Genomic DNA, 24,199 nt, shown 5'->3' with positions numbered 1-24,199 from the left:
GGCAGTGCAGCATAAAAGCGCGCTAGACTGGGACTATGGCCACCATCTACGACACCTTCAAAACACGCGCCGACCAGGCGCTCCCGAAACTGACGCCGGCGGAGATCAAGCGCATGCAGCGCTTCGGCGCGCTGGCCTGCTTCCGCGACGGCGACATGCTGTTCGAGGCTGGCCGCACCAGCTTCGGCCTGTACGTTGTGCTGAAAGGCGTGGTGCGCATCAGCCGCTACGATGGACTGGGTAACAGCTCGGTCATCACCGAACATCTGCCGGGAGAATTCGCCGGCGAAATCAGCCAGTTCTCCGGCGCACCATCGCTGGTCAACGGCCACGCGGTCGGCGAGGTCGAGGTGCTGGCGCTGACCACCGAAGCCTTGCGCGCGCTGCTGACAGCGGAGGCGGAACTGGGCGAGCGCATCGTGCGCGCCTTCATCCTGCGGCGCGTGGAACTGATCGACAGCAAAGCCTGCGGCCTGGTGCTGGTCGCGACGCCCGGCCATCCGCGCATGCATGCGCTGCAAGGCTGGCTTTCCAGCAACGGCCATCCGCACAAGGTGCTCGATCCGCGTGGAGACGAACAGGCGCGCGCGCTGTGCGAGCGCTACCAGCCGCAGGCCGAAGACTGGCCGCTGGTGGTATGCCCGGACGGCGGCGTCAAGAAAAATCCCAGCGTGGTCGACCTGGGGCGCTGCCTCGGCACGCTGCCGGACCTGGGCGGCGACCAGGTGTGGGACGTGATCGTGGTCGGCGCCGGTCCTGCGGGGCTGGCGACGGCGGTGTATGCGGCGTCGGAAGGCTTGTCGGTGCTGGCGCTGGAGACGCGCGCCTACGGCGGCCAGGCCGCCGCCAGCGCCCGCATCGAAAACTACCTTGGCTTCCCGACCGGCATTTCGGGCGGCGCGCTGGCCGGCCGCGCTTATGTGCAGTCGCAAAAATTCGGCGTCAAGATGGCGATACCGGCACCGGCCGGACGCCTGCTGTGCGACCAGAATCCGTTGCAGGTCGAGATGTGCGGCAGCCTGACGCGCCTGCGCGCGCGCAGCGTGGTGCTGTCCTGTGGCGCGCGCTACCGCCGCCCCTCCCTGGCCAACCTGAAGCAGTTCGAGGGCAAGGGCGTGTACTACTGGGCCTCGCCGCTGGAGGCCGGACTATGTGCCGGCGAGGACGTGGTGCTGGTCGGCGGCGGCAACTCGGCCGGACAGGCGGCGGTCTTCCTCGCCGCCCACGCGGCCAAGGTGCATATGCTGATCCGCAAGGACAGCCTGGCCTCGACCATGTCCAGCTACCTGATCGAACGCATCGCGGCGACACCGAATATCTTCCTGCACACGCAGTCGGAAATCGCCGCGCTGGAAGGCTGCGACGAGGAAGGCCTGCAGCAGGTACGCATCCGCGACCACCGCAGCGGCGTCGAGACAGGCCATGCTATCCGCCGCGTGTTCCTGTTCATCGGCGCCGATCCCAACACCGGATGGCTCGGCGACTGCGGCGTGGAGGTCGACGACAAGGGTTTCATCCTGACCGGCTTTGACGTGGCGGGCGGTGCGCCGTCCACCCGCGCCGGACTGGAGACCAGCGTGCCGGGCGTTTTCGCCATCGGCGATGTGCGCGCGCGGTCCACCAAGCGCGTGGCGGCGGCGGTCGGCGAAGGCGCCGCCGTGGTCTCGCAGATCCATGCCTACATGGCGCGCCTGCCCGCGCAATGACTTTACAAAATTGAAAGACAAGCCTACCATCGGGGGCATGCAAAAACTCCCCGTCCTATTGCTGTTTTGCCTGTTTCCCCATCTGGTACTCGCCGAGGAGCGGCCCAAGGTGGGCTTGGTGCTCTCGGGCGGCGGAGCGCGCGGTGGAGCCCATATCGGCGTGCTCAAGGTGCTGGAGGAATTGCGGGTGCCGGTCGATATCATCGTCGGCACCAGCGCCGGCGCGATCGTCGGCGCGGCCTATGCCAGCGGCACTCCCGCCGCCGACATCGAGCGCGAAATGCAGAAGCTCAGTACCGCCAACCTGTTTCACGACGTGGCCCGAAACGACCTGTCGGTGGCCCGCAAGTCCGACGACGCCGATAGCTACGTCGGCCCGGAGATCGGCATCGGCCCGGCCGGCATTTCGCTGCCCAAGGGCGCGGTGGCGGGCGTGGCGCTGGAAGCGGTGCTGCGGCGCCTGACCGCGCGCCAGGCGTCCAACAACTTCGACCGCTTCCCGATTCCCTTCCGCGCCATCGCCACCGATGTCAGCACCGGCGAGATGGTGGTGCTGGGCGACGGCAACCTGGCGCAGGCGGTGCGCGCCAGCATGGCCATACCGGCCGCGATCAATCCGGTGGAAATCGACGGCCGGCTGCTGGTGGACGGTGGCGTGGCGCGCAACCTGCCGGTCGACGTGGCGCGGGCGATGGGCGCCGACGTGGTCATCGCGGTCAACATCGGCACCCCGCTGTTGCGGCGCGACGAGATCAAGTCGGTACTGTCGATGTCGGACCAGATGACGCGCATGCTGACCGCCTCCAATGTCCGCGTGTCCTTGCAGGAGCTGAGTTCGCGCGACGTGCTGATCACGCCGGACCTGTCCGGCGTCGATGCCGGCAGCTTCGACCTGCTGAAGGAGGCCGAGGCCTACGGCGAGCTGGCCGGACACCAGGCCGAGGACCAGCTGCGGCGCTATTCCATTTCGGAGCAGGACTATGCCGAACTGGCGGCGGCGCGCCACGGCGAGCCAGCCCACCGCGGCGTGCTGCTGCGCGATGTGCGCATCGCCGGCGCCCAGCGCGTGCCGGAAGCATCGCTGCGCGGCACGATGGAAACCCAGCCGGGCGACCTGTTCGATCCCGAAAAGGCCGAGCGCGACATGCGCCGCCTGTTCGGGCGCGGCGACTTCGAGCACGTCAGCTACGCCATCAGCCCCCTGCCCGACGGCAGCCATGTGATGACCACTACGGTCAATGAAAAATCGTGGGGTCCGCAATACCTCCGGCTGGGACTGGGCGTATCGACCGACTTCGAGGGCGATTCCTTCTTCTCGCTGAGGGCCTCGCATCGCTGGACCTGGCTTAACTCGCTGGGTGCGGAATGGCGCAACGATATCGAGATCGGCCATTCCGACCGCATCGCCACCGAGTGGCTGCAGCCGCTGACGCCGGCCCAGCGGTTGTTCGCCAGCGCGCATCTCGCGGCCGAGCGCACGCCGCTCGACATCTACGACAATGGCGACCGCTTGGCGCGCTACCGGCGCGAGTCTGTGAGTGCCGGCATCGATCTGGGCGCACCGGTGGCTGAATGGGGCGAGGTGCGCATCGGCGTCTCGCGCGGCCACGCCAAGCTGTTGAAAGATACCAGTTTCATTCCAGCCTCCGAACTGCTGCCAAGCGCCCGCGCGGCCGGCCTGCAGCTGCGCCTGCGCGCGGACACGCTCGACAACCTGGCCTTCCCCACCTCCGGCGTCAAGGCCGACCTGCAACTGTATTCGTCGCGCACCGCGCTGGGTGCGGACACCAATTACAACAAGCTGTCGTTCTCCGCGCTGACGGCGATGGCGGGCGGTCCGCATTCGCTGCAGGCGGCGATGGAGGTGCAGCACAAGCTGGGCGACAGCGAACTGCCGGATACGGAGTTGATCCCGTTCGGCGGCTTCCTGCGCCTGTCTGGCTACCGGACCGGCGAGCTGCTGGGGAAAAGCCTGCACTTCGGTAAGCTGGTGTACAACTACCGCATCTCCAGCGCCGGCCTGCTGGACGGCGCCTTCGTCGGCGTGTCGGCGGAGCTGGGCCGCATGGGCAACACCATCAACTCGCAGGACGGCGAGCAGACGGTGCACAGCAACGCAGTCTTCATCGCGGTCGATACGCCGCTCGGGCCGATGTACTTGGGCGCCGGCCGCGCCGCGCGCAACAGGAACGCGCTGTATCTGCTGATCGGAAAACCTTAGCCGCTCAACTAAGCGACGATATTCAGGCCGCCATCCACGTAGACCGTGCTGCCGGTCAGGTGGCGCGCGTACTGCGATGCCAGGTAGGCGCAGGTGTTCCCGACATCGAGTATGTCCACCAGTTCGCCGAGCGGCGCGCGCGCCACGGCGTCGGTTAGTAGCCGGTCGAAATCCTTCAGGCCGGAGGCGGCGCGGGTTTGCAGCGGCCCCGGCGAAATGGCGTGCACGCGGATGTGGCGAGGCCCCAGCTCATAAGCCAGATAGCGGCAGGCGGCTTCCAATGCGGCCTTCACCGGCCCCATGACGTTGTAGTTCGGGACGACTTTCTCCGCGCCGTGGTAGCTCATGGCGAACATGCTGCCGCCTTCCGTCATCAGCGGCACGGCCAGTTTGGCCATGCGCACGAAGGAGTGGCAGGATACGTCCATCGCCTGCAGGAAGCCCTCCAGCGAGCAATCGAGCAGGCCGCCCTGCAGGTCCGCCTTGGGCGCGAAGGCGATCGAGTGCACCAGGATATCGAGCCGGCCCTGTTGCGCCAGCGTCGCGAACAGCGCCTCCAGCTGGCCCGGCTGCGTGACGTCCAGCGGTAGCAGCCTGGCGTCGATCTGCGCCGCCAACGGCGCCACGTGCGGCAACGCCTTCTCGTTCAGGTAGGTGAGCACGACCTCGGCGCCCAGCTTGCGGAAGGCCAGCGCGCAGCCCCAGGCGATCGAGTGCTCATTGGCCACGCCCACCACCAGTGCGCGCTTGCCGGCCAAAATGGGATAAACGGTTTCCGTATTCATGTCCGCTCCAACAAGGTTTGCGTATGCCGCGCGATCATCAGTTCCTCGTTGGCCGGCACCACCCACACGGCGACCCTGCTGCCGGCGCTGCTGATGCGCGCCACACCGCGCGGATTGGCGGCGTTGGCCGCTTCATCGAGTTCAACGCCCAGCCAGGCGGCGTCGCGGCAGACGGCGGCTCGCAGGGCAACGCTGTTTTCGCCTATGCCGCCGGAGAACACCAGCGCATCCAGCCCGCCCAGCGCCGCCGCCAGCGAGCCCAGTTCGCGGCCGATGCGGTAGACCATCAGCGCGATGGCGGCCCTGGCGCGCGGATCGTCGCTTTGCTCCAGCGTGCGCATATCCGATGAGATGCCGGAGACGCCCAGCAGGCCGGATTCCTGGTACAGCAGCTTCTGCACCGCCGCCACATCCATGTCCAGTTCATCGATCAGGTACAGCACCACGCCGGGATCGAGAGCGCCGCAGCGCGTGCCCATTGGCAGGCCATCGACGGCGGTGAAGCCCATCGAGCTGGCGACGCTGCGGCCGGCGTTCATCGCGCACATGCTGGCGCCGTTGCCCAGGTGGGCCGCCACCACCTTGGCGCTGGCCAACGCGGGATCGGCCTGCGGCAGGCGGCTGGCGATGTATTCGTAGGACAGCCCGTGAAAACCGTAGCGCCGCACCCCTTGTTCCGTGATGTGCGCCGGCAGCGCGAAGGCCTGCGCCACCGCCGGCTGGCCGGTGTGGAAGGCGGTGTCGAAGCAGCCCATCTGCGGCACGTCCGGCGCCATCGCCATCACCGCGCGTACCGGCGCCAGGTTGTGCGGCAGGTGCAGCGGCGCCAGCGGAATCAGCTTCTCCAATGCGGCCAGCACGCCCTCGTCCAGCCGCCGCGGGCCGCTATACGCTACGCCACCATGGACGATGCGGTGGCCAACGGCGACCACGCGATAACCATCCAGGTGCGCCTGCGCGAAATCGACCAGGAAGCGCATGGCGGCTTCGTGGTTCAGCGGCGCGTCGGACCAGTGCTTTTCGCCGATGACGCCGCCCCCGGCATCCTGCGCGATGAAGCGCGTCACGCCGCTGTAGAGATTCTCGATCTTGCCGCGCAGGGCCGGTTCCAGCGTGGCGCCGCTAAACATCGAGAACTTGATGCTCGATGAGCCGGCGTTGATGACGATGATGCAGTCATTGGCCTCCATCGGCTCAGCCTCCGGGAATACGGGCGCCGGCCAGCCGACCCTGCGCGAGCAGCACCGCCACCGCGCACGACGCCAGCCGCGCTTGCACCGTGTCCGCGCGGCTGGTGAGGATGATCGGCACGCGCGCGCCGAGCACGATGCCGGCCGCGCCCGCGCCGGCCATGAAGGTCAGGCTCTTGGCCAGCATATTGCCCGCTTCCAGGTCGGGGGCGATCAGGATGTTGGCCTGCCCGGCCACCGGCGATACCAGATGCTTGATCGCCGCCGCTTCCGGATCGATGGCGTTGTCCATCGCCAGCGGGCCGTCCAGCACGGCGCCGGTGATCTGGCCGCGGTCCGCCATCTTGCACAAAGCCGCCGCATCGATGGTGGACGGCATTTTCGGATTGACCGTTTCGACGGCGGCGAGGATGGCCACCTTGACCGGATCGAATTTAAGGACATGCGCGAGGTCGATCGCGTTCTGCACGATGTCGACCTTGTCGGACAGGGATGGCGTGATGTTGATGGCGGCATCGGTGATGATCAGCGGCTCCGCGCGGCCCGGCACGTCCATCACGAAGCAGTGGCTGAGGCGGCGCGCGGTACGCAGTCCGGTGTCGGCGGCCACCACGGCGCCCATCAGTTCATCGGTATGCAGGCTGCCCTTCATCAGCGCTGCGGCTTTCCCCTCACGCACCAGCTCCACCGCGCGCGCGGCGGAAGCATGGCTGTGCGGCGTGTCGATCAGCGGCAACGCCGAAATGTCCAGTCCCGCCGCCTCCGCCGCAGCCTGTATACGGGCGCGCGGCCCGACCAGTATCGGTTCGATCAATCCCAGGCGCGCCGCGTCCAGCGCTGCCTCCAGCGCGTTGCGGTCGCAAGGATGCGCCACGGCGACCGTCGCCGGCCCCGCATCGCGCGCGGCGGCGATCAGCCTGTCATAGTGCGGTTGCGACTTTTCCATAGTCTCTCCAAGGTGGATGGCATGGCAATGATAACAACAAGAGTCAACGTGTGCGCACAATACAAAATTAGTATATGATGACCGTCATGTCGAAGAAAACCACCAAACCCGCAGCCGTCAGCCGCAAGGAAGCCACGCATGAGCGCATCGTGGAGGTAGCGGCGCGCGCCATCCGCCGCAGCGGCTATGGCGGCACCGGTGTGGCGGACATCATGAAGGAAGCCGGCCTGACGCACGGCGGCTTCTATGCCCACTTCGAGTCGCGCGACGCCTTGCTGGCCGAGGCCGGAGACCGCGCCGGCGCCGAATCGGTCGCGCTGGCGGCGCGGGTGGCCGCCGCCGCTCCGCCGGGCCAGGCGATACCGGCCATGATGCAGGCCTACTTGTCGCCGGAGCATATAGCCGCGATCGAGACCGGTTGCCCGGTGTCGGCGCTGGGGTCGGAGATGCCGCGCCAGGCGCCGGAAGTGCGGCGCGCGGCGACCATACATATCAAGGAAATGATCGATCTGTTCGCCCGCCAGCTGCCCGACTGGGGCCAGCCGCAGGCGCACGAAAAGGCGATGGCGATGGTCTGCGGCCTGATAGGCACGACCATGATGGCGCGCGCCGTCGATGACCCCAAGCTGTCCGCAGCGCTATGCGCCGCCGCACTTAAGCAGTTCACCCCGGCTGTCGATTGAGACTGTTCTTAGCCGGGCTTTTTTTTGCACCGCAATATGATGATCGTCATATTTTTTACGAAAAGGAATACCATGAAGAAGGTTGCACTGGTTACCGGCGCCTCGTCCGGCATAGGGGAAGCCACGGCCCAGCGCTTGACGCAAGCCGGCTTCAAGGTTTACGGCACCAGCCGGCGTGGTGCCCAGGCCGGCCAACGTGCATACGAAATGCTGCCGCTGGACGTCACCAGCGACGCCTCGGTCCAAACGGTCGTAGCGACCGTGATTCAACTGGAAGGACGCATCGACCTGCTGGTGAACAATGCAGGGTTTGGGGTCTCGCCTGCCGGCGCGGAGGAAAGTTCGATCGGACAGGCCCAGTCCATTTTCGACACCAACTTCTTCGGCGTGGTGCGCATGACGCGCGCGGCGCTGCCGCACATGCGCAGCCAGGGCGGCGGCCGCATCGTCAATATCGGCTCGGTGCTTGGCTTTGTGCCGATGCCGTATGGCGCGCTGTACGCCGCGACCAAGCACGCCATTGAAGGGTATTCGGAATCCTTGGACCACGAGTTGCGCAACTGGGGTATCCGCTCGGTAGTCATCGAGCCCGCCTACACCAAGACGCCGTTCGACGCCAATCTGTTGGAGCCCGACGCCAAACTTGAGGCCTACCGCGAAGTCCGAACCGCCGTTACCCGCCGCATCCTGGAAGTGATGGCCACCGCCGAAGGGCCGGAGGTGGTAGCCGAGACGGTGCTGAAAGCGGCGCAGGCACACAAACCGAAGCTGCGCTATACCTCCGGCGGACTGGCTGCGCGACTACGCCTGCTGCGCACCTTCGCGCCGGCCGGCGTGATGGATGCAGGCCTGCGCAGCGATCTGCGACTGGAAGGTAAATGATGAAAGCACTGATGCTGAAACGCTACGGCGGCGCCGACCCGCTTGCATTCGCAGATATTCCCCGCCCTGCGATCAAACCTGACGAAATCCTGGTCGAGGTTCACGCCGCCGGCCTCAATCCGATTGACTACATGATTCCCAAGGGGGCTTTCAAGCCGCTGCTCAAGTTGCGGCTGCCGGCCACGATGGGGAGTGACGTGGCAGGCGTGGTGGTGGAAACCGGCAGCCGCGTGACCCGCTTCAAAGTGGGCGATGCAGTCTATGCCAGCCTGTTCGATCTGGGCATCGGCAGCTTCGCCGAATTTGCGGCCGTCCCCGAACATGCGGCCGCGCTTAAACCGGCCGCACTGGACTTTGTGCAAGCCGCGTCGATACCGATGGTCGGCCTGACGTCATGGCAGGCGTTCAATGAGCGCATGCGGCTCAAGCCTGGACAGAAGGTGTTCATCCCCGCCGGCTCCGGCGGCATAGGCACGTTCGCGATCCAGCTGGCGAAACACCTCGGTGCAATAGTGGGAACGACGACCAGCACAGGCAACGTGGAGCTGGTGCGCAGCCTTGGCGCCGATGAGGTGATCGACTACAAGAAGCGGGATTTTGAAGATTCGCTACGGGGCTATGATGCGGTGCTGGGTACCGTCAGGGGCGACGCGCTCGAGAAATCGCTACGGATCGTGAGGCCGGCAAGCACGGTCGTCTCGCTTATCGGCCCGCCGGACGCCGCCTTCGCGCGCGCTCGCGGAATGAATGCCTTCATGGGGTTCGTGTTCGGACTGTTGAGCCGGAAGATCATTCGGCTCGCGAAAAAACAGGATGCCAGCTATTCCTTCCTGTTCGTGCGTGCGGACGGCCAACAACTGGCAAAGATCGCCGAGCTTCTCGACGCATCGAAGATCCGCCCGGTCATCGACAAGGTTTTCCCGTTCGAGCGTGCCAAGGAAGGACTGGCATATCTGGAACAGGGCCGGGCCAAGGGCAAGGTGGTTATCCGGATGCGCGACTGATCAGCGCCGGCGGCGCAAGCCGTACCACGCGCAGCACAGCACCAGCACGCCCAGCGCGACGGCCGACAGCGCATCCCACACGCCGTCGCCCAGCAGCGCGGACAGCAGGCCGATGACGGTCAGTATCGCCAGCACAATGGGCGCGCCCCACAGGCGCACGAACGGCGTATGCGTCATCGCGCCTCCCCTTCCGCGGCGTAGGCCGGCACGGCGCTGTCGGCCGGTTCGAGTCCGGCGCCCTTCTTCTCCGGCGCCCTGGTCTGGACGCCGCGCTTGAGCCACAGATACAGGCCGCTGCCCAGCACGAAGATGGTGGCGATATCCAGCATCGCCCACAGGAACTGCATCCAGCCGCCGCCGTAATCACCGAAGTGCAGCGGCTGCGAAATCAGCAGCGCCTTCAGGTACCACGGCAACTCGCGGCTCTCCGTGATCTCGCTGGTCTGCGCGTCGATCAGCACCGGCTTGTACATGCGCGAGGTGAGCGCCTGGTCGCCGTTCATGAACACCCCGTAGTGATGCGGACTGGTGAAAGGCGTGCCAGGGAAGGCGACGAAGGCGATCTTCATGTGCGGTTCGGCCGCGCGCGCGTTGTCGAGCGCCTTCTGCATCGATCCCAGTGTGGTCGGCAGCGGCTGGTTCTTGTACGGCGCGACCATCTCGGCCATCTCGGTGTACTGCCAGTATTTGAGCAGCAGGTCGGCCCAGGTGTTGATCATGCCGGTGGCGCCGACCACCAGCGCCCAGGTTAGCGTGACGATGCCCAGCATATTGTGCAGGTCCAGCCACTTGACGCGCGGGCCGCGCTCGCGCCGCACCTCGCCGAAGTCCAGCTTGCGCATGAACGGCGCGTACAGCACCACCCCGGAGATGATCGCGATCACCAGCAACAAGCCCATCAAGCCGAGGAACAGCTTGCCCCACAGGCCGGCGTACAAGTCGACGTGCAGGTGGAACATCACGCCCAGGAAGGTGCCTTCGAATTTGGGCTGGGCCAGCACCTTGGCGGTGCGCGCGTCGACGGCGATCGACTTGAAGCCTTCGTCGGTCGGGTTGTCGCCCAGGGTCAGGTTCCAGATGTTCGGCTCGTCCGCCTCCTGCGAGATGTACATCAGCATCTTGCCCGGGTACAGGGCCTTGCCCGTCGCCAGGATGGCGTCCAGGTTGGCCTTGGGCGTGCCGGGCGCCATCTGCGGCGCTTCCGGCTCGTTGCCCAGCAGGTGGTTGATCTCGTGGTGGTAGATCAGCGGCAGCCCCGTCAGGCAGAGCAGCAGCATGAAAACGGTGCAGATAAGGCTGGTCCACTTGTGGACCCAGGCCCAGCGGCGAACGGTGATGGGGGTCATGATGAAAGTTGGTGACGGTGCCGGAAGTCATAATGATAATGCAAATCACTCTCATTTAATAGCAAAAACCGCGCAATCCGGATACAATTGAGAATCAATCTCATTTAGTTACCAAAAATAACATCATGCACAACCCGAACCTGAAACTGTCTCCATTCGCCCTCGCCGCCATGCTGTTGGCCAGCGCGGCCGCGCAAGCCCAGAATACGCCCGCCGCGGACAGCGCCGATGGCAAGATCCAGACCGTGGTGGTCAGCGCCTCGGCCGACGCTTCCGCCGACGGCCTGACCAAGGCCTACGCCGGCGGCCAGGTCGCGCGCGGCGGCCGCCTCGGTCTGCTGGGCAATGTCGACATGATGGAGACCCCTTTCAATACACTGAACTTCACGCAGCAGATCATCCAGGACCAGCAGGCGCGCAGCGTGGCCGACGTGCTGCAGAACGATCCGTCGGTGCGCATCTCGCGCGGCTTCGGCAACTACCAGGAGTTGTATGTGATCCGCGGCTTCAACGTCAATTCCGACGACCTGGCCTACAACGGCCTGTACGGCCTGCTGCCGCGCCAGTTCGTCGCGTCGGAACTGCTGGAGCGCGTTGAAGTCCTGCGCGGCGCCAATTCCTTCCTGAACGGCGCGGCGCCGGGCGGCGGCGGCATCGGCGGCTCGATCAACCTGCTGCCCAAGCGCGCGTCCAACAACGACCTGACGGAGGTCACCGTCGGCGTCGAAACCGGCGGCCAGGGTTACGCCGCCGCGGACATCGGCCGCCGCTTCGGCACCGATGGCAACACCGGCATCCGCGTCAACGCGGTGCGCCGCGACGGCGACACGGCGATCGACGGCGAACACCGCGAACTGACGGTGGCGTCGGTCGGCGTCGACTTCCAGGCACGCGACTTCCGCCTGTCGGCCGACATCGGCCACCAGGACCACAAGCTGACCGGCGCGCGCCCGAGCGTGACGGTCGCCGCCGGCGTCGCCCTGCCCGCCGCGCCGGATGCGAGCAGCAACTGGGCGCAGAAATGGACCCACTCGAACGAGTGCGACACCTTCGGCACGCTGCGCGGCGAGTACGACCTGGGCAAGGACAGCGTGGCATGGGCCGCGCTGGGCGCGCGCTCCGGCGACGAGTCCAACGTCCTGGCCGCGCCGACAGTCAGCGACAGCAACGGCGCCGCCAGCATGTACCGCTTCGACAACGAGCGCCACGACACCGTGCGCACCGGAGAGATCGGCGTGCGCACCAAACTGCGCACCGGCGGCATCGGCCATCGCCTGAGCGCCACCGCCTCGACCTACTGGCAGGAATCGCGCAACGCCTACGCCTTCAGCAGCTTCGCCGGTTTCGCCACCAGCATCTACAACCCGGTCGACGTGGCGGCGCCGTCCACCGACTTCTTCACCGGCGGCGTGCTGAGCGATCCCAAGCTGACCAGCAAGACCATCCTGTCCAGCGTCGCCGTGGCCGATACGCTGTCCATGCTGGACGACAGGCTGCTGGTGACGGCCGGCCTGCGCCGCCAGACCATCAAGTCCGACAGCTACGACTACAACACCACCGCCAACCTGTCGCACTACGACCGCAGCGAAGTGACGCCGGTGGCGGGCATCGTCTACCGTCCGGTCAAGTCGGTCTCGGTCTATGTCAACTACATCGAAGGCCTGCAGCAAGGCCCTACCGCAACGGGCACCGGGATCACCAACAGCGGCGTCATATTCGCGCCGTATGTCTCGAAGCAGAAGGAAGTCGGCGTCAAGTACGATCACGGCAATGTCGGCGCCAGCGCCGCGCTGTTCCGCGTGAACCAGCCATCGGCCTACGTGCGGGGCACCCTGTTCGGCGTGTACGGCGAACAGCGCAACCAGGGCCTGGAGCTGACCGTGTTCGGCACGCCGGCGCGCGGCGTGCGCGTGCTGGGCGGCCTGACGCTGCTGGATGCGACGCAGCGCGTCACCGAAGGTGGCCTCAATCAAGGCAAGGACGTGATCGGAACGCCGAATACGCAGGCCAACATGGGTGTGGAATGGGATCTGCCGGGCGTGCGCGGCCTGAGCCTGAATGCGCGCTCGGTGTACACCGCGTCGCAATACGCGGATGGCGCCAATACGCAGGAACTGCCGTCATGGCACCGCCTGGATATCGGCGCGAACTATGCGACCCGCATCCTGGACCGCAACGTGACCTTCCGCGCGCGTATCGATAACGTCGCCGACAAGAACTACTGGGCTTCGGCCGGCGGCTATCCGGGCTCCGGCTACCTGGTGCTGGGCGCGCCGCGCACCGTCACCGTTGCGGCGACGATCGGCTTCTAGTAAATCTCGCGGCGCAGGCGCTGCATCTGCTGGTCATGACGATCCGCCCAACGGCGGGCGTCATCCAGCTGGCGCTCCAGCCGCTGGATATATTCGATCAGCTCGCGCCGGTCCTGCTCGCGGCGCCGGTCCTGCTTCTTGGTCTCGTCATTCACAACGCGGTCCTTGGCATCGAGGTTCGCGCGGATCTCGCGGTCCAGGCGGCCCAGCCGGTTGCGTGCGTCGCGCACACGGTCCGCCAGTTCGTTGACGTCGTTCACCGCCTGCCGGTACTTGGCCGCCGCGATCTCGTAATCCTGTCCGCTGACATAAGCGTGTTTCAGCTGGTTGCGCAGTTCGGCGCGGCATACATCGACGGCGATGCCGCTGTTGGCGCGCCCCATTTCAAACGCATTCTCCGGTACGCAATACCGGGCGTTCTGCTCAGTCCACGCGGCCGTGTACAGGTCGCGCGTGGCGGCGATCGTGAATACGCCGTTGCGGCCGGCGTTGGCGATACGGTCTTCCAGCTGGAAGGGCTTGCCGTAGCCGTCATCGGCGCCGGCCTGGCGCCAGTAGTCGGTCAGGCGCGCTTCCCAGGCCTGGCGGTATTCCTGTTCGAAGACCTTCAGGCCTTTCTGGCGCGCTTCCTTGCTGCGCATGGCGAAGTCCTTGCCGCTGACCGCATCCCTGGTGCCGAGATTGCGCCAGTAGTTGACGATCTCCGCGTTCCAGGCGGCGCGGTACGATTCTTCCTGCACCGCCACGCCGGCGCTGCGCGCGGCCGCCGAGCGGCTACGGAACTCGCTATCCGGCGTGCCGTTGCGGGCGTCGGTAAAGCCGGCGTCCGACCAGAAGGTGCGATTGCCGGCCAGCCAGCCGTCGGCATACGCCGCTTCGTCGAAGCGCAACTGGATGGCGGCGGCCTTGCCGCGGCTGGCCTCCTTCTGCGTCAGCGGCAGGCCGCTGGTGCCTTCGCGCTTGCCGATGTCCCGCCAGTATTCCGAATTGCCGACGGTCCAGCCGGCATCGTAGGCCGGACGGTTGAGCGGCGTCTTGTGCTTCCGTATGTCCTCGCTGCCCGCCCGCACATCGTACTGCGACGGCTGCAGGCCGGCCTTGCCGTCATCGCCGCCCAGCGCATACCACAAGTCCCAGTTGCCCTGCGCCCAGCCGGCCGTGTAGCGGGCTGCGGCATCGGCCACGCCCGGCGTCTTGGCGTCGGCATGGTCGTCGCAGAAGTCCTTGCGGTCGCCGTAGTTGTGCGGCTCGCCCATCATGCCATCCTTGTGGCCGATGACGTTCCAGTCGCCGGCCTTGCAGTCGGCGATGCGCTGCGCAGTGGACTGGCAGCCCGCAATCAAGGCGGAGGCCAGTATCAGGGGAAGAAGGCGGAAGGCAGGATTCATGGCAGCTATCTGTGAGTTTCAGCGGCCAGATTATAATGCCAAATTGCTACGCTGCGGCCGCCATGTGCGCGTCGCGATAGCGAATCGCGTGATCCAGGAAGTCCGGTGCCGTCAGCGGCTTGGCGAAGTGGTAGCCCTGGGCGATATGGCAGCCCCAGTCGCGGATCAGGTGCAGCGACTGTTCGGTTTCCACCCCCTCCGCCACCACCTGGTAGTCCAGCTCTTTCGCCAGGCCGATCAGCGAGCGCACGATGCGCTGGTCGCGCGGGTTGTTGTGCACATTGCGTATCAGCGACTGGTCGACCTTGACCACGGTGGCCGGCACCTTCTGCAGATAGGCGAAGTTGCTGTAGCCGGTGCCGAAATCGTCCAGCGCGAGACTCATGCCCAGCGCGCGGATGTCGTGCAGCGTTTGCAGGATGCCCGCGCCTTCCATCCAGATGCCTTCTGTGCATTCGATTTCCACGTAGCGCGGATCGACGCCGAATTCCGTGCACAGCGCGGACAGGCGCGAGACGATGTCCGGTTCCTCGAAATTGTAGGCCGACAGGTTGATCGCCACCTTGATCTGATTGCCGGCCGCATGCCATTCGGCGATCTGCCTGATCGCGGTGCGCATCACCCAATGGCTAAGGGGACCGATCAGCGCTGTCTTCTCGACCAGCGGAATGAATTCCGCCGGTGATATCGGGCCCAGTTCCGCATGGTGCCAGCGCAGCAGCGCCTCGGCCGACAGGCAGGCGCCGTTGACCAGGTCGTGCTTGGGCTGGTACAGCAGCTGGAAGTGGCCGCCCGCGATGCCGTCCTGCACATCGTTCAGCAAACGGAAGGCGCGCTTCTGGCGCTCGTCCTCGACATTGTTGTAGACGCTCCAGCGCTGCTGGCTGATCAGCGCCTGGTTGACGGCCGCTGCGGCCTTGCGCGGCGCGTCCTTGGCCGAGTTGGAGCACAGGTCGAACACCACGATGCCGCCGAAGCTCGGCAGCACCAGCGGCACATTCAGGTTGTGCAGCGGCGCTTGCAGTTCCGCCTCCAGGCCGTAGAGATAGGTGATGAAGCCTTGCGTGTCATCGTCGTTGGACAAGACGGCGAAGCGCGCATCGGTCAGGTGATAGACATGCGCCCTGCCCTCCAACAGCCGCTTGAGCCGGTTGGCCACCTCGCGCACCAGCTGGTCGTAGACCGACACGCCGAGCACGCGGATGATCTCGAAGGCCTTGACCGAATCCGGCATGTCGATGTCGACCAGCACGCGGTCCTGGCCCGGGTGGCGCTTGGCCAAGGCGGTCAGGTCTTCGATCAGCTGGTATTTGTTCGGCATGCCGCTGACGGCGTCGATGTGGCCGACGGCGCGGCCCAGCATGATATGCGCCATTACCAGCGTGGCCAGGTTGGAGAGCTTGGCCTGTTCGGTGGCGGTCAGCGTGCGCGGCCTGGTATCGACGAGGCACAGCGCGCCGATGGCATAGCCTTCCGGCGTCACCAGCGGCGCGCCCGCGTAGAAGCGGATACCGGTCGGGCCGGTCACCATGGGATTGGTGGCGAAGCGCTGGTCCAGCAGCGTATCCTCGACCATCATCACGCTGGCCTGCTGGATGGTGTAGTTGCAGAAGGTCTGGTCGCGCTGGTTGCCCGGCGGGCAAAAACCGACGGTGGACTTGAGCCACTGGCGGTCGCTGTCGATCAACGAGATGTAGGAGCCGGACACGCCGAACATATCGGCGGCCAGGCGCGTGACGGAATCAAAGTACTCGCTGGTGTTGGCGTTCAGGATGCCCAGCTGGTGGAGCGCGGCGACGCGCTCCGATTCGTCGTTCTTCAATAAGATCTCCGGCATGCTCAAACACCCGCCGGAGCTGCCAGCAGCTGATAGCCGGCCTTGGCCGACTGCGCGCGCGCAGGCTTGGCATGCCACGCATCGCGCTCGGTCTTGAACACGCTGACCGAGTGGTTCAGATGCGCCGCCTGGTCCTGCAACGTGCCCACCGCGCCGGCAGCCTGCTCGACCAGAGCCGCGTTCTGCTGCGTGACCTGGTCCATCTGCGAGATCGCGCGGTTGACTTCCTCGATGCCCTGGCGCTGCTCGTCGCTGGCGGTGGTAATCGCACCGACCATGCCGCTGACCTGCTTGACGCTGTGGACGATGTCCTGCATGGTCGCGCCGGCGTGCTCCACCAACTGCGTGCCGGCGTGGATCTTGGCCACCGATTCATCGATCAGCGCCTTGACTTCGCGCGCCGCCGTCGAGCTGCGCTGCGCCAGGTTGCGCACTTCGGTCGCGACCACGGCGAAGCCCCGGCCCTGCTCACCGGCGCGTGCCGCTTCCACCGCCGCGTTCAGCGCCAGGATGTTGGTCTGGAAGGCGATGCCGTCGATGACGCTGATGATCTCCACGATCTTGCGCGAGGAATCGTCGATCGCATTCATGGTCTGCACCACTTCGCCGACGATCTCGCCGCCCTTGCTGGCGATGTCGGAGGCGTTCTGCGCCAGCGTGTTGGCGTCGCGTGCGCTGTCGGCGTTTTGTTTGACGGTGGCGGTCAGCTGCTCCATCGCCGATGCGGTTTCCTCCAGCGAGCTGGCCTGGTCTTCGGTGCGGCTGGACAGGTCTTGGTTGCGCTCGGAGATCTGGTCGCTGATGGTGGTGACAGAGACGGCGGCGTCGTGCACCTCGGTGACCGTGGTGCGCAGGTTGCTGCTCATCTTCACCAGCACGGCCATGATGCTGTCCTTGTCGTTGTGGCGCAGCTCGACCTCGTGATACAGCTCGCCGCGATCGACCGCGCTGGCCAGTGCCTTGACTTCGGCCGGTTCCGCACCCAGGGCGCGCAGCAGGTACTGCGTCACGCGCCATGCCACCACGGCACCGACCGCGATGGCGATCGCCACCAGCAGCAGCGTCAGCGACTGGAAGTTGTGCGCGCCTTTGCGGGCCAGTGAGGATTCGGCCTCGGTCATGTCTTCCTGCTGGTCGATGAAGCCGTTGATGGCGGCCAGCCACTCGATGAAGGCCGGCTTGGCTTCGGCCAGCATCATCCGGCGGGCGCCTTCGATGTCGCCGGCGCGGCGGGCGTCGATGATCTTCTTGACCAGCGGCGTGGCGCGGGTTTCGCTCTGCTTGATCTTGGTCAGCCAGTCGCGTTCCTGCGGCGTGATCTTGGCGCCGGCGGCGTTGAACAGGCCGTCCAGCGGCTGCGCGGAGCGCTGGTAGTCGGCGTCCAGTTTGTCGATCAGGGTGGTGACGCCGGCGATGTCGCCGTCCGCCACCAGCGTGACGTCGCGCAGCGCGATGGCGCGGTCGTGCACACTGCCACGGAAGTTGATCGCATAGCGCTGCTTGACGTTATTGACCTCGCTGATGTGCAGCAGGCTGTTGTCGATGGCATTGACTTTGAAGATGCTGAAGACCGACAGTACCAGCATCATCGCCAGGATGATGCCGAAGCCGATGGTCAAACGGGAGGCGACACTGATTTCGTTCTTGGTGGTTTCCATGCTGTGTTCCTTAGATCGCATACGAGATAATCGCTATCTTATTTCGTTAATGTAATTTAGTGAAATCAATAAATTAAATTAAGTTAATAGATATTTCCTATTTGTAATTACATCCTGCCAAATGGGGTGCAACTTTAATACTTCAAGTAAGGAAAAACACCTCCCGAACGGGAGAGCTCAGAGCGTGTCAAAAAGAACATCGACCCGCAGGCCGCTGCCGTCGGCGCGGTTGGCAAGCCGGATGGCGCCGTGGTTGCGCGCGCCGGCGCGTTCGGCGATGGCCAATCCCAGGCCGCTGCCCGGCTGGTCCTGGTCGGGCAGGCGGAAGAAGCGCTCGAAGACCTTGCGCTGCATCTCGGGCGCGATGCCCGGTCCCTGGTCGGCGACGGTAAGCGTGATGCGCCCTTCGTCGGCAGCGATGCGCACCGTGATGCGGCCGCCCTGCGGAGAATACTTGACCGCGTTGCTGACCAGGTTATCGATCAGCGACGCCATGCTTTCCAGGTGCAGCGGCATGCCGCAGCGGTCCGGCGCCTGCAATTCGATCTCGATGCCGCGCGTGGCGGCGATCTGGCCCGCCAGCGCCAGCCGGTCGGCGACCAGCTCCACCAAGTCGCGCGGCGCCAGGCTGGCGTGATCGCGGTCGCCGCCGGAGCGGGCCAGCGCCAGCAGCTGGTGCACGGTGTGGGTGGCGCGCTGCACGCCGGCGCGCAGGCCCCGCCCCGCCTCCTCCAGCCGCTGCGGCGTGCGCGAATCGGTCAGCGAATCGGCGTTGATCTGGATGATGGACAGTGGGGTTTTCAGTTCGTGCGCGGCGTCGACCAGGAATTCCTGTTCGCGCTCCAGCCGCTCGGTCAGGCGCTCCATCAGTTTGTTGACCGAGCCGACCAGCGGCGACAGCTCCTGGTATGGCGACGGCGCCAGCGGCGACAAATCGGTGGCCGAGCGCTCCTCGATCTCGCCGACGATGGACTTCAGCGGCCGCAGGCCGACGCGGATGATGAACCACGCCGGCAGCAACAGGAACGGTACGCTGAACAGCAGCGGCGCGAAATAGTAGCCGACGCTGGAGGTTTGCAGCATCCATTCGCCGATCACCTCGGTGGCCATGCGCACCGTGACGCCGGTCTCCGGATCGGTTTCCACCGAAGCGACCCAGCCGTCATGCACCGCCTGATGGTATGGTCCGGCCGCCGCATCGATGGCCGGCAGGCCCGCTTCCGGCGAGACGTACAGCAGCTGGCCGCGCCGCCAGACCTGGGTTTGCAGGTGCGGCGTGTACCAGCCCAGCTCCTTGTACAGCGCGTAGTGCAGCTGCTCCATCTTGTGGACGGCGGGCTGGATCTCATCGGGCCGGCGCTCGCCGATGGTCTGCATCACCACCAGGATGCGCAAGGCGCTGGCGCGCAGTTCGCGCTGCATGTCGCGGCGTTTGGTGGTGCGGGTCTCGTAGACGTCCAGCGCCAGGTTGGCCAGCCACACCAGCATCATCACCGAGATGAAGCCGAACAGCAGGCGGCGGAACAGGGAGCGGTTTTGCAGCTTCATTTGTCGACCACGTAGCCGACGCCGCGCACGGTGCGGATGTAGCCTTCGCCGATCTTCTGCCGCAGGTGGGACATGTGTACGTCCAGCGCCGCGCCTTCGCTGTGCGGCAGCGCGCGCGATTCCAGCTCACGCCGCGTCAGCACGCGGTCCGGGTAGCGCATCAGCGCGTGCAGCAAGGCGAACTCGGTTTTCGACAGCACCACGGCGGCGCCGCTGCGGGTCAGCAGCATGCGCTTGTCGTCCAGGATCAGGTCCTTGACCTTCCATACCTGTTCGCCGGATTCGCTCCAGCCGGTGGCGCGCCGCAGCACCGCGCGCAGGCGGGCCAGCAGCTCGGTCACGGCGAACGGCTTGACCAGGTAGTCGTCGGCGCCGCGATCGAGGCCGTTGAGACGGTCCTCCAGGCTGTCGCGCGCGGTGATCACGAGGATCGGCAAGGTGTGGCCGGCGGCGCGCAGGTCGCGCAGCACTTCAATGCCGCTGCCGTCGGGCAGGCCGAGGTCCAGCAACACCGCGTCGAACGGCTCGGCCTCCACCCACCGGCGGGCGTCGCCGGCCCGGCGCACCCATACCACTTCCTGTCCCGCATCCTGCAAGGCCGACTGCAAAGCCTTGCCCAGCTCTAGGTCGTCTTCGACCAGGCATATCTTCATGTGCTAATACCTCTTCCGCTAATCCCGATATCAACGCATCTTCTTGCGATTATGTCAATCGCGCGGACGCCACAGCCTTAGGCAAACGTTAAGATTCCTTTTGGATTTCGTTAAGGAAAACTGGCGAGAATCTGGTCATAAATTCACCACACCAAACCAGGGAGAGCAGATGGATCGCACAGCAGGGATGAAAACGGCGCCGACGCCTATCGCATCGGCAGTAGCTTTGATGTTGGCTTGCGGCTCGGTGCCGGCATGGTCGCAACAGGCCGATACCAACGACAAGCCGCTCGAACAGGTGGTGGTGACCGGTATCCGCGCTTCCCTGCAGCAGGCGCTGACCCGCAAGCGCAACAGCGATACGCTGTCCGAGGTGGTCTCCGCCGAGGACATCGGCAAAATGCCGGACAAGAACGTGGCCGATGCCATCCAGCGCGTGCCGGGCGTGAACATCTCCTCATCCGCCGGCGGCGAAGGCGGCTTTTCGGAGAATGACCGCGTCAGCATCCGCGGCACAAGTTCCAGCCTGACGCAGACGCTGGTCAACGGCCACATGATCGGCACCGGCGACTGGTTCGTACTGGACCAGGCAGGCGCAGTCGGGCGCAGCGTCAGCTACGCGCTGCTGCCGTCGGAGATCGTCAGCGCGGTCACGGTGCAGAAAAGCCAGCAGGCCGACATGGTCGAAGGCGGCGTGGCCGGCTCGGTCAACATCGAGACCCGCAAGCCACTGGACTTCAAGAAGCAGCTGACGCTGGAGGCCTCGGTGCAGGCCATCCACTCGGACCTGCCGCGCAAGACCGATCCGCAACTCAATGCGCTGATCGGCTGGAAAAACGACGCCAAGACCTTCGGCGTGCTGGTGCAGGTGTTCTCGGAAAAGCGCCATGAGCGGCGCGACGGCCAGGAGTTCTACGGCTACAGCCCTATCGACGCGGAGTCCAACGCGGCCAAGGCGCACCCTGAGCTGGCGGGCGTGCTGGCGCCGGCCGGCATCAGCGCCTCGCTGTTCGAGCAGACCCGCAAGCGCACCGGCGGCGCGATCGACCTGCAGTTCAAGCCGAGCAAGGACCTGACTTTCGATATCAACGGCTTCACCTCCAAGCTGGATGCGGCCAATTACAACCGCAGCTTCTATAACAACATCACCGGCAACCTGAACGCCACCGATCCGGACACCGGCGCTTCGGTCGGCGTGATCCCGTCCGCATATACGGTCAAGAGCGGCACGCTGGTCTCGGCGACCATACCGGCTTCGCAGTATCCGGCCATCAGCGCCACAACGCCGTATAACCCGTCGCTGTACGCGGCGTTCGGCGACCAGATTTATCGTCCGGGCTCGTCGTCCTCGTCGGCCTATATCGACCTGGATGGCAGCTACAAGGTGAACAACGACCTGCGCGTGACCGGCAGCGCGGGCTATACGCGCGGCACCGGCAAGACGCCGGCCGATATCGGCTACGAGGCGGGCCTGACCGGCGCCGGCTCCAGCTACACGCTGAACGGCATGTCGCCCGCGACCATGTCCTTCCCCGGCGCGGACACCTCCAAGTTCGCCAACTACGTGACGGCCGCCGCCTGGGGCTCGCATGTGATCACGCTGGACACCGAGAAGTATGCGCAGCTGGACGGCGAACTGCGGCTCGATCGCGGCGTGATGGAGTCGGCCAAGTTCGGCGTGCGCTATGCGGAGCATCACCGCAACGTCAGCCAGCCGGAGAACCGCAGCTGCGCCGCTTGCGACGGCACCACGTCGGCGCCGCTGCCGCAGTGGGATGGCGGTACATATCCGGGCAATTTCGGCAAAGGCATCACCGGCGCCGCCGGTTTCCTGCGCAATGTCTGGCAGATCAGCCCCGGCGCCATCGCCGCCTGGGCCGAGAAGTACGACCTGACCGGCGGCCCGACCACGCAGAACTGGGCCGGCGAGCTGGATGTGAAGGAAAAATCCAGCGCCGTCTACGGCATGGTCAACCTGGCCGGCGACGGCTGGCGCGGCAATGTGGGCGTGCGCTATGTGCATACCAACCAGGCGACCATCACCAATATCCCGGGCGGCGACAATCCGATCGGCCAGGATAACGTCAACGGCGTCTACACGCCGACGCTGAATGAGCGCGGTTACAACGACGTGCTGCCGAGCGCGAACTTCAAGATCGACCTCTCGCCGACGCTGGTGGGCCGCCTGGCCGTGGCCAAGACCATGGCGCGCGCCGACTACAGCGCGATGGTGGGCGCCGTCACGCTGAACGACACCAACCTGACCGGCAGCAGCGGCAACCCGAACCTCAAGCCTATCCGCTCGGTCAACTACGATGCGGCGCTGGAGTGGTACTTCTCGCCGAAGTCGCTGCTGTCGGCCGGCGTGTTCTACATGGATATGTCTTCCTACGTCACCTATGGCACGGCCAACATCACCTACTACAACACCTCGTTCAAGCGCTTCGACAACTACACGATCTCGTCGCCGACCAATATCGGCGCCAAGAACAAGGGCGTCGAGCTGGCCTACCAGCAGAACCTGTGGGGCGGCTTCGGCGTGGTGGCCAACTACACCTACACCGACGGCAAGGCGGACGACGGCCTGGCAGTGGTGGGCAATTCCAAAAACACCTACAATGCCGAGACTTATTACGAGGATGACAAGTTGAGCGCGCGCCTGGCCTACACTTATCGCTCCAGCTTCTCCGGCGGCCTGTATAACAGCTTCCCGCAGGTGATGGCCGGAACCGGCAACCTGGCGGCGTCGATCAACTACAAGATCAACGAGAACCTGTCGATCAGCTTCGATGCGCTGAACCTGAACAACGCCGTGCTGCGCTACTACGGCATGAACAAGGACCAGCCTATCGCTTCCTACTCGAACGGCCGTCAATATTATCTGGGACTGCGTGGCAAACTCTAAACCTGTGCGGGTACTTGCGATCGATGCCTTCCGCGGCATCACCATCCTGGTCATGATCTTCGTGAACACACTGGCCGGCGTGCGCGGCATGCCGGCCTGGATGGAGCATGCGCCGGCCGATGTCGACGCCATGACCTTCCCGGACGTGGTGTTCCCGGCCTTCCTGTTCATCGTCGGCATGTCGATCCCGTTCGCGATGGCGCAGCGCCAAGCCGCCGGCGACAGCGGCTGGCGGCTGGCGCGGCATGTGCTGGCGCGCGCCGCCGGGCTGCTGGTGCTGGGCGTTTTCATGGTCAACGCCGAGGAAGGCTACAACGAGGCGGCGATGGGCATGTCGATCCATCTGTGGTCGCTACTGTTCTATGTATGCGCGATCCTGGTATGGGCCGTCTACCGCTTCGAGAACAAGGCGCTGGCCGTCGCATTGCGTGCGGTTGGACTGGCGGGACTGATCGCGCTGGCGCTGGCGTTTCGTGGCGGGCCTGATGGCGGCTCGCGGCTGGCGCCGCAATGGTGGGGCATCCTGGGCTTGATCGGTTGGGCGTATTTGTACGCGGCCACCGCATGGACGCTGGCGCGCGGACGGCTGCTGCCGCTCGCAGCGCTGATGCTGGCCTGTATCGCGTGGTACGGCCTCGCCGGTCCGGGAGCGGCGCAGACCGAGAACGCGGTGCACGCATCGATCGCCATCTGCGGCACGCTGACGGCGCTGATCTTCTTTGGCGACCGCCGCCAAGCCGCGCCGTTTGCCCGCGCCCTGGCGCTGGCCATCATGCTGGCCGCGCTGGCCTGGCTGCTGCGGCCTTACTTCAAGATCTCCAAGATCTACGCCACGCCCAGCTGGGCGCTGTACAGTGCCGCCATCTGCGTGCTGCTGTTCGCGGCGATGTACTGGCTGGTGGACCTGAATCAGCAACGCGGCTGGACCGCGTTCTTCCGCCCCGCCGCCGCCAATCCGCTGCTGGTCTACATCATTCCCTACATCGTCTACGCGCTGATGCAGTATTTGCATTTGTCGTTCCCATCGGCGCTGGGCGCGGGCTGGCCGGGATTCCTCTGGGCCGTCGGCTATGCCGTCATCGTCATGGGACTGGCGGCTGGCCTCAACCGCATGCATATCAAACTACAGCTATAA

Annotated in this window: 18 protein-coding genes; 8 read left to right on the top strand and 10 right to left on the bottom strand. The window is 65.5% G+C overall.

The annotated features are described in order from the left end of the window. Positions 1 to 35 precede the first annotated feature (35 nt). Both ACEN9F_RS02290 and ACEN9F_RS02285 read left to right on the top strand, forming a co-directional pair. Positions 36 to 1,706: an FAD-dependent oxidoreductase gene (locus tag ACEN9F_RS02290; RefSeq protein WP_413417410.1), complete on the top strand. Its 1,671-nt coding sequence runs from the start codon at positions 36 to 38 to the stop codon at positions 1,704 to 1,706. 37 nt (positions 1,707 to 1,743) lie between these two features. Continuing rightward, positions 1,744 to 3,927, top strand: coding sequence for a patatin-like phospholipase family protein (locus ACEN9F_RS02285; protein WP_413417408.1), 2,184 nt, complete (start codon positions 1,744 to 1,746; stop codon positions 3,925 to 3,927). An 8-nt stretch (positions 3,928 to 3,935) separates the two neighbouring features. Here the strand turns inward: ACEN9F_RS02285 and fabI are convergent, their stop codons facing one another. The 3 genes from fabI to ACEN9F_RS02270 are packed head-to-tail and all read right to left on the bottom strand — an operon-like array spanning position 3,936 to position 6,848. Next, complete coding sequence (gene fabI / locus ACEN9F_RS02280; protein ID WP_413417406.1) at positions 3,936 to 4,712, bottom strand: enoyl-ACP reductase FabI; 777 nt, start codon at positions 4,710 to 4,712, stop codon at positions 3,936 to 3,938. After that, complete coding sequence (locus tag ACEN9F_RS02275) at positions 4,709 to 5,902, bottom strand: acetate/propionate family kinase (protein ID WP_413417404.1); 1,194 nt, start codon at positions 5,900 to 5,902, stop codon at positions 4,709 to 4,711. Before ACEN9F_RS02275 ends, fabI begins: the two co-directional genes overlap by 4 nt. Before the next feature lie 4 nt (positions 5,903 to 5,906). Continuing rightward, positions 5,907 to 6,848: a phosphate acetyltransferase gene (locus tag ACEN9F_RS02270; protein ID WP_413417402.1), complete on the bottom strand. Its 942-nt coding sequence runs from the start codon at positions 6,846 to 6,848 to the stop codon at positions 5,907 to 5,909. Positions 6,849 to 6,922: 74 nt separating this feature from the next. On the opposite strand from ACEN9F_RS02270, the gene ACEN9F_RS02265 reads away from it, so the two are divergent. The 3 genes from ACEN9F_RS02265 (at position 6,923) to ACEN9F_RS02255 (ending at position 9,417) form a co-directional block, all read left to right on the top strand. Next, complete coding sequence (locus tag ACEN9F_RS02265; protein WP_413417400.1) at positions 6,923 to 7,531, top strand: TetR/AcrR family transcriptional regulator; 609 nt, start codon at positions 6,923 to 6,925, stop codon at positions 7,529 to 7,531. 72 nt (positions 7,532 to 7,603) lie between these two features. Continuing rightward, positions 7,604 to 8,413, top strand: coding sequence for an oxidoreductase (locus tag ACEN9F_RS02260; protein ID WP_413417398.1), 810 nt, complete (start codon positions 7,604 to 7,606; stop codon positions 8,411 to 8,413). Next, positions 8,413 to 9,417, top strand: a complete 1,005-nt coding sequence (locus tag ACEN9F_RS02255) for an NADP-dependent oxidoreductase (protein ID WP_413426942.1) — start codon at positions 8,413 to 8,415, stop codon at positions 9,415 to 9,417. Before ACEN9F_RS02260 ends, ACEN9F_RS02255 begins: the two co-directional genes overlap by 1 nt. Here ACEN9F_RS02255 and ACEN9F_RS02250 read toward each other — a convergent pair whose 3' ends face one another. Beyond that, positions 9,418 to 9,594: a hypothetical protein gene (locus ACEN9F_RS02250; protein ID WP_413417396.1), complete on the bottom strand. Its 177-nt coding sequence runs from the start codon at positions 9,592 to 9,594 to the stop codon at positions 9,418 to 9,420. After that, a complete protein-coding gene (locus tag ACEN9F_RS02245; RefSeq protein WP_413417394.1) occupies positions 9,591 to 10,763 on the bottom strand; it encodes a PepSY-associated TM helix domain-containing protein in 1,173 nt (390 codons plus the stop codon). Before ACEN9F_RS02245 ends, ACEN9F_RS02250 begins: the two co-directional genes overlap by 4 nt. 125 nt (positions 10,764 to 10,888) lie before the next feature. Between ACEN9F_RS02245 and ACEN9F_RS02240 the strand changes: the two genes are divergently transcribed. After that, the gene (locus tag ACEN9F_RS02240; protein WP_413417392.1) at positions 10,889 to 13,075 is read left to right on the top strand and encodes a TonB-dependent receptor; all 2,187 of its coding nucleotides are present in this window, start codon (positions 10,889 to 10,891) and stop codon (positions 13,073 to 13,075) included. Here the strand turns inward: ACEN9F_RS02240 and ACEN9F_RS02235 are convergent. The 5 genes from ACEN9F_RS02235 to ACEN9F_RS02215 form a co-directional block, all read right to left on the bottom strand. Further along, the gene (locus ACEN9F_RS02235) at positions 13,072 to 14,463 is read right to left on the bottom strand and encodes a DUF2799 domain-containing protein (protein WP_413417390.1); all 1,392 of its coding nucleotides are present in this window, start codon (positions 14,461 to 14,463) and stop codon (positions 13,072 to 13,074) included. The two genes, ACEN9F_RS02240 and ACEN9F_RS02235, sit on opposite strands and share 4 nt — an antisense overlap. Positions 14,464 to 14,509: 46 nt before the next feature. After that, positions 14,510 to 16,285, bottom strand: coding sequence for an EAL domain-containing protein (locus tag ACEN9F_RS02230; RefSeq protein ID WP_413417388.1), 1,776 nt, complete (start codon positions 16,283 to 16,285; stop codon positions 14,510 to 14,512). Between the two features lie 17 nt (positions 16,286 to 16,302). Next, positions 16,303 to 17,958 carry a methyl-accepting chemotaxis protein gene (locus ACEN9F_RS02225; RefSeq protein WP_413417386.1) on the bottom strand — a complete coding sequence of 552 codons (1,656 nt, stop codon included), beginning with the start codon at positions 17,956 to 17,958 and terminating at the stop codon, positions 16,303 to 16,305. Positions 17,959 to 18,135: 177 nt separating this feature from the next. Further along, on the bottom strand, positions 18,136 to 19,506 hold the full coding sequence (locus ACEN9F_RS02220; RefSeq protein ID WP_413417384.1) for an ATP-binding protein: 1,371 nt from the start codon (positions 19,504 to 19,506) through the stop codon (positions 18,136 to 18,138). After that, a complete protein-coding gene (locus ACEN9F_RS02215) occupies positions 19,503 to 20,159 on the bottom strand; it encodes a response regulator transcription factor (protein WP_413417382.1) in 657 nt (218 codons plus the stop codon). The genes ACEN9F_RS02220 and ACEN9F_RS02215 overlap by 4 nt, the downstream gene beginning before the upstream one ends. A gap of 169 nt (positions 20,160 to 20,328) precedes the next feature. Here ACEN9F_RS02215 and ACEN9F_RS02210 point away from each other — a divergent pair, with 169 nt between their 5' ends. Further along, positions 20,329 to 23,064 carry a TonB-dependent receptor gene (locus ACEN9F_RS02210; protein ID WP_413417380.1) on the top strand — a complete coding sequence of 912 codons (2,736 nt, stop codon included), beginning with the start codon at positions 20,329 to 20,331 and terminating at the stop codon, positions 23,062 to 23,064. Beyond that, positions 23,051 to 24,199: a DUF5009 domain-containing protein gene (locus ACEN9F_RS02205; protein WP_413417378.1), complete on the top strand. Its 1,149-nt coding sequence runs from the start codon at positions 23,051 to 23,053 to the stop codon at positions 24,197 to 24,199. The genes ACEN9F_RS02210 and ACEN9F_RS02205 overlap by 14 nt, the downstream gene beginning before the upstream one ends.

Origin of the sequence: Duganella sp. CT11-25 (assembly GCF_047302815.1) — a bacterium.
GTDB lineage: Bacteria > Pseudomonadota > Gammaproteobacteria > Burkholderiales > Burkholderiaceae_D > Rugamonas.
Note: the sequence above shows the minus strand (reverse complement) of the source record. Positions and strands in the feature narration are given on the sequence as shown.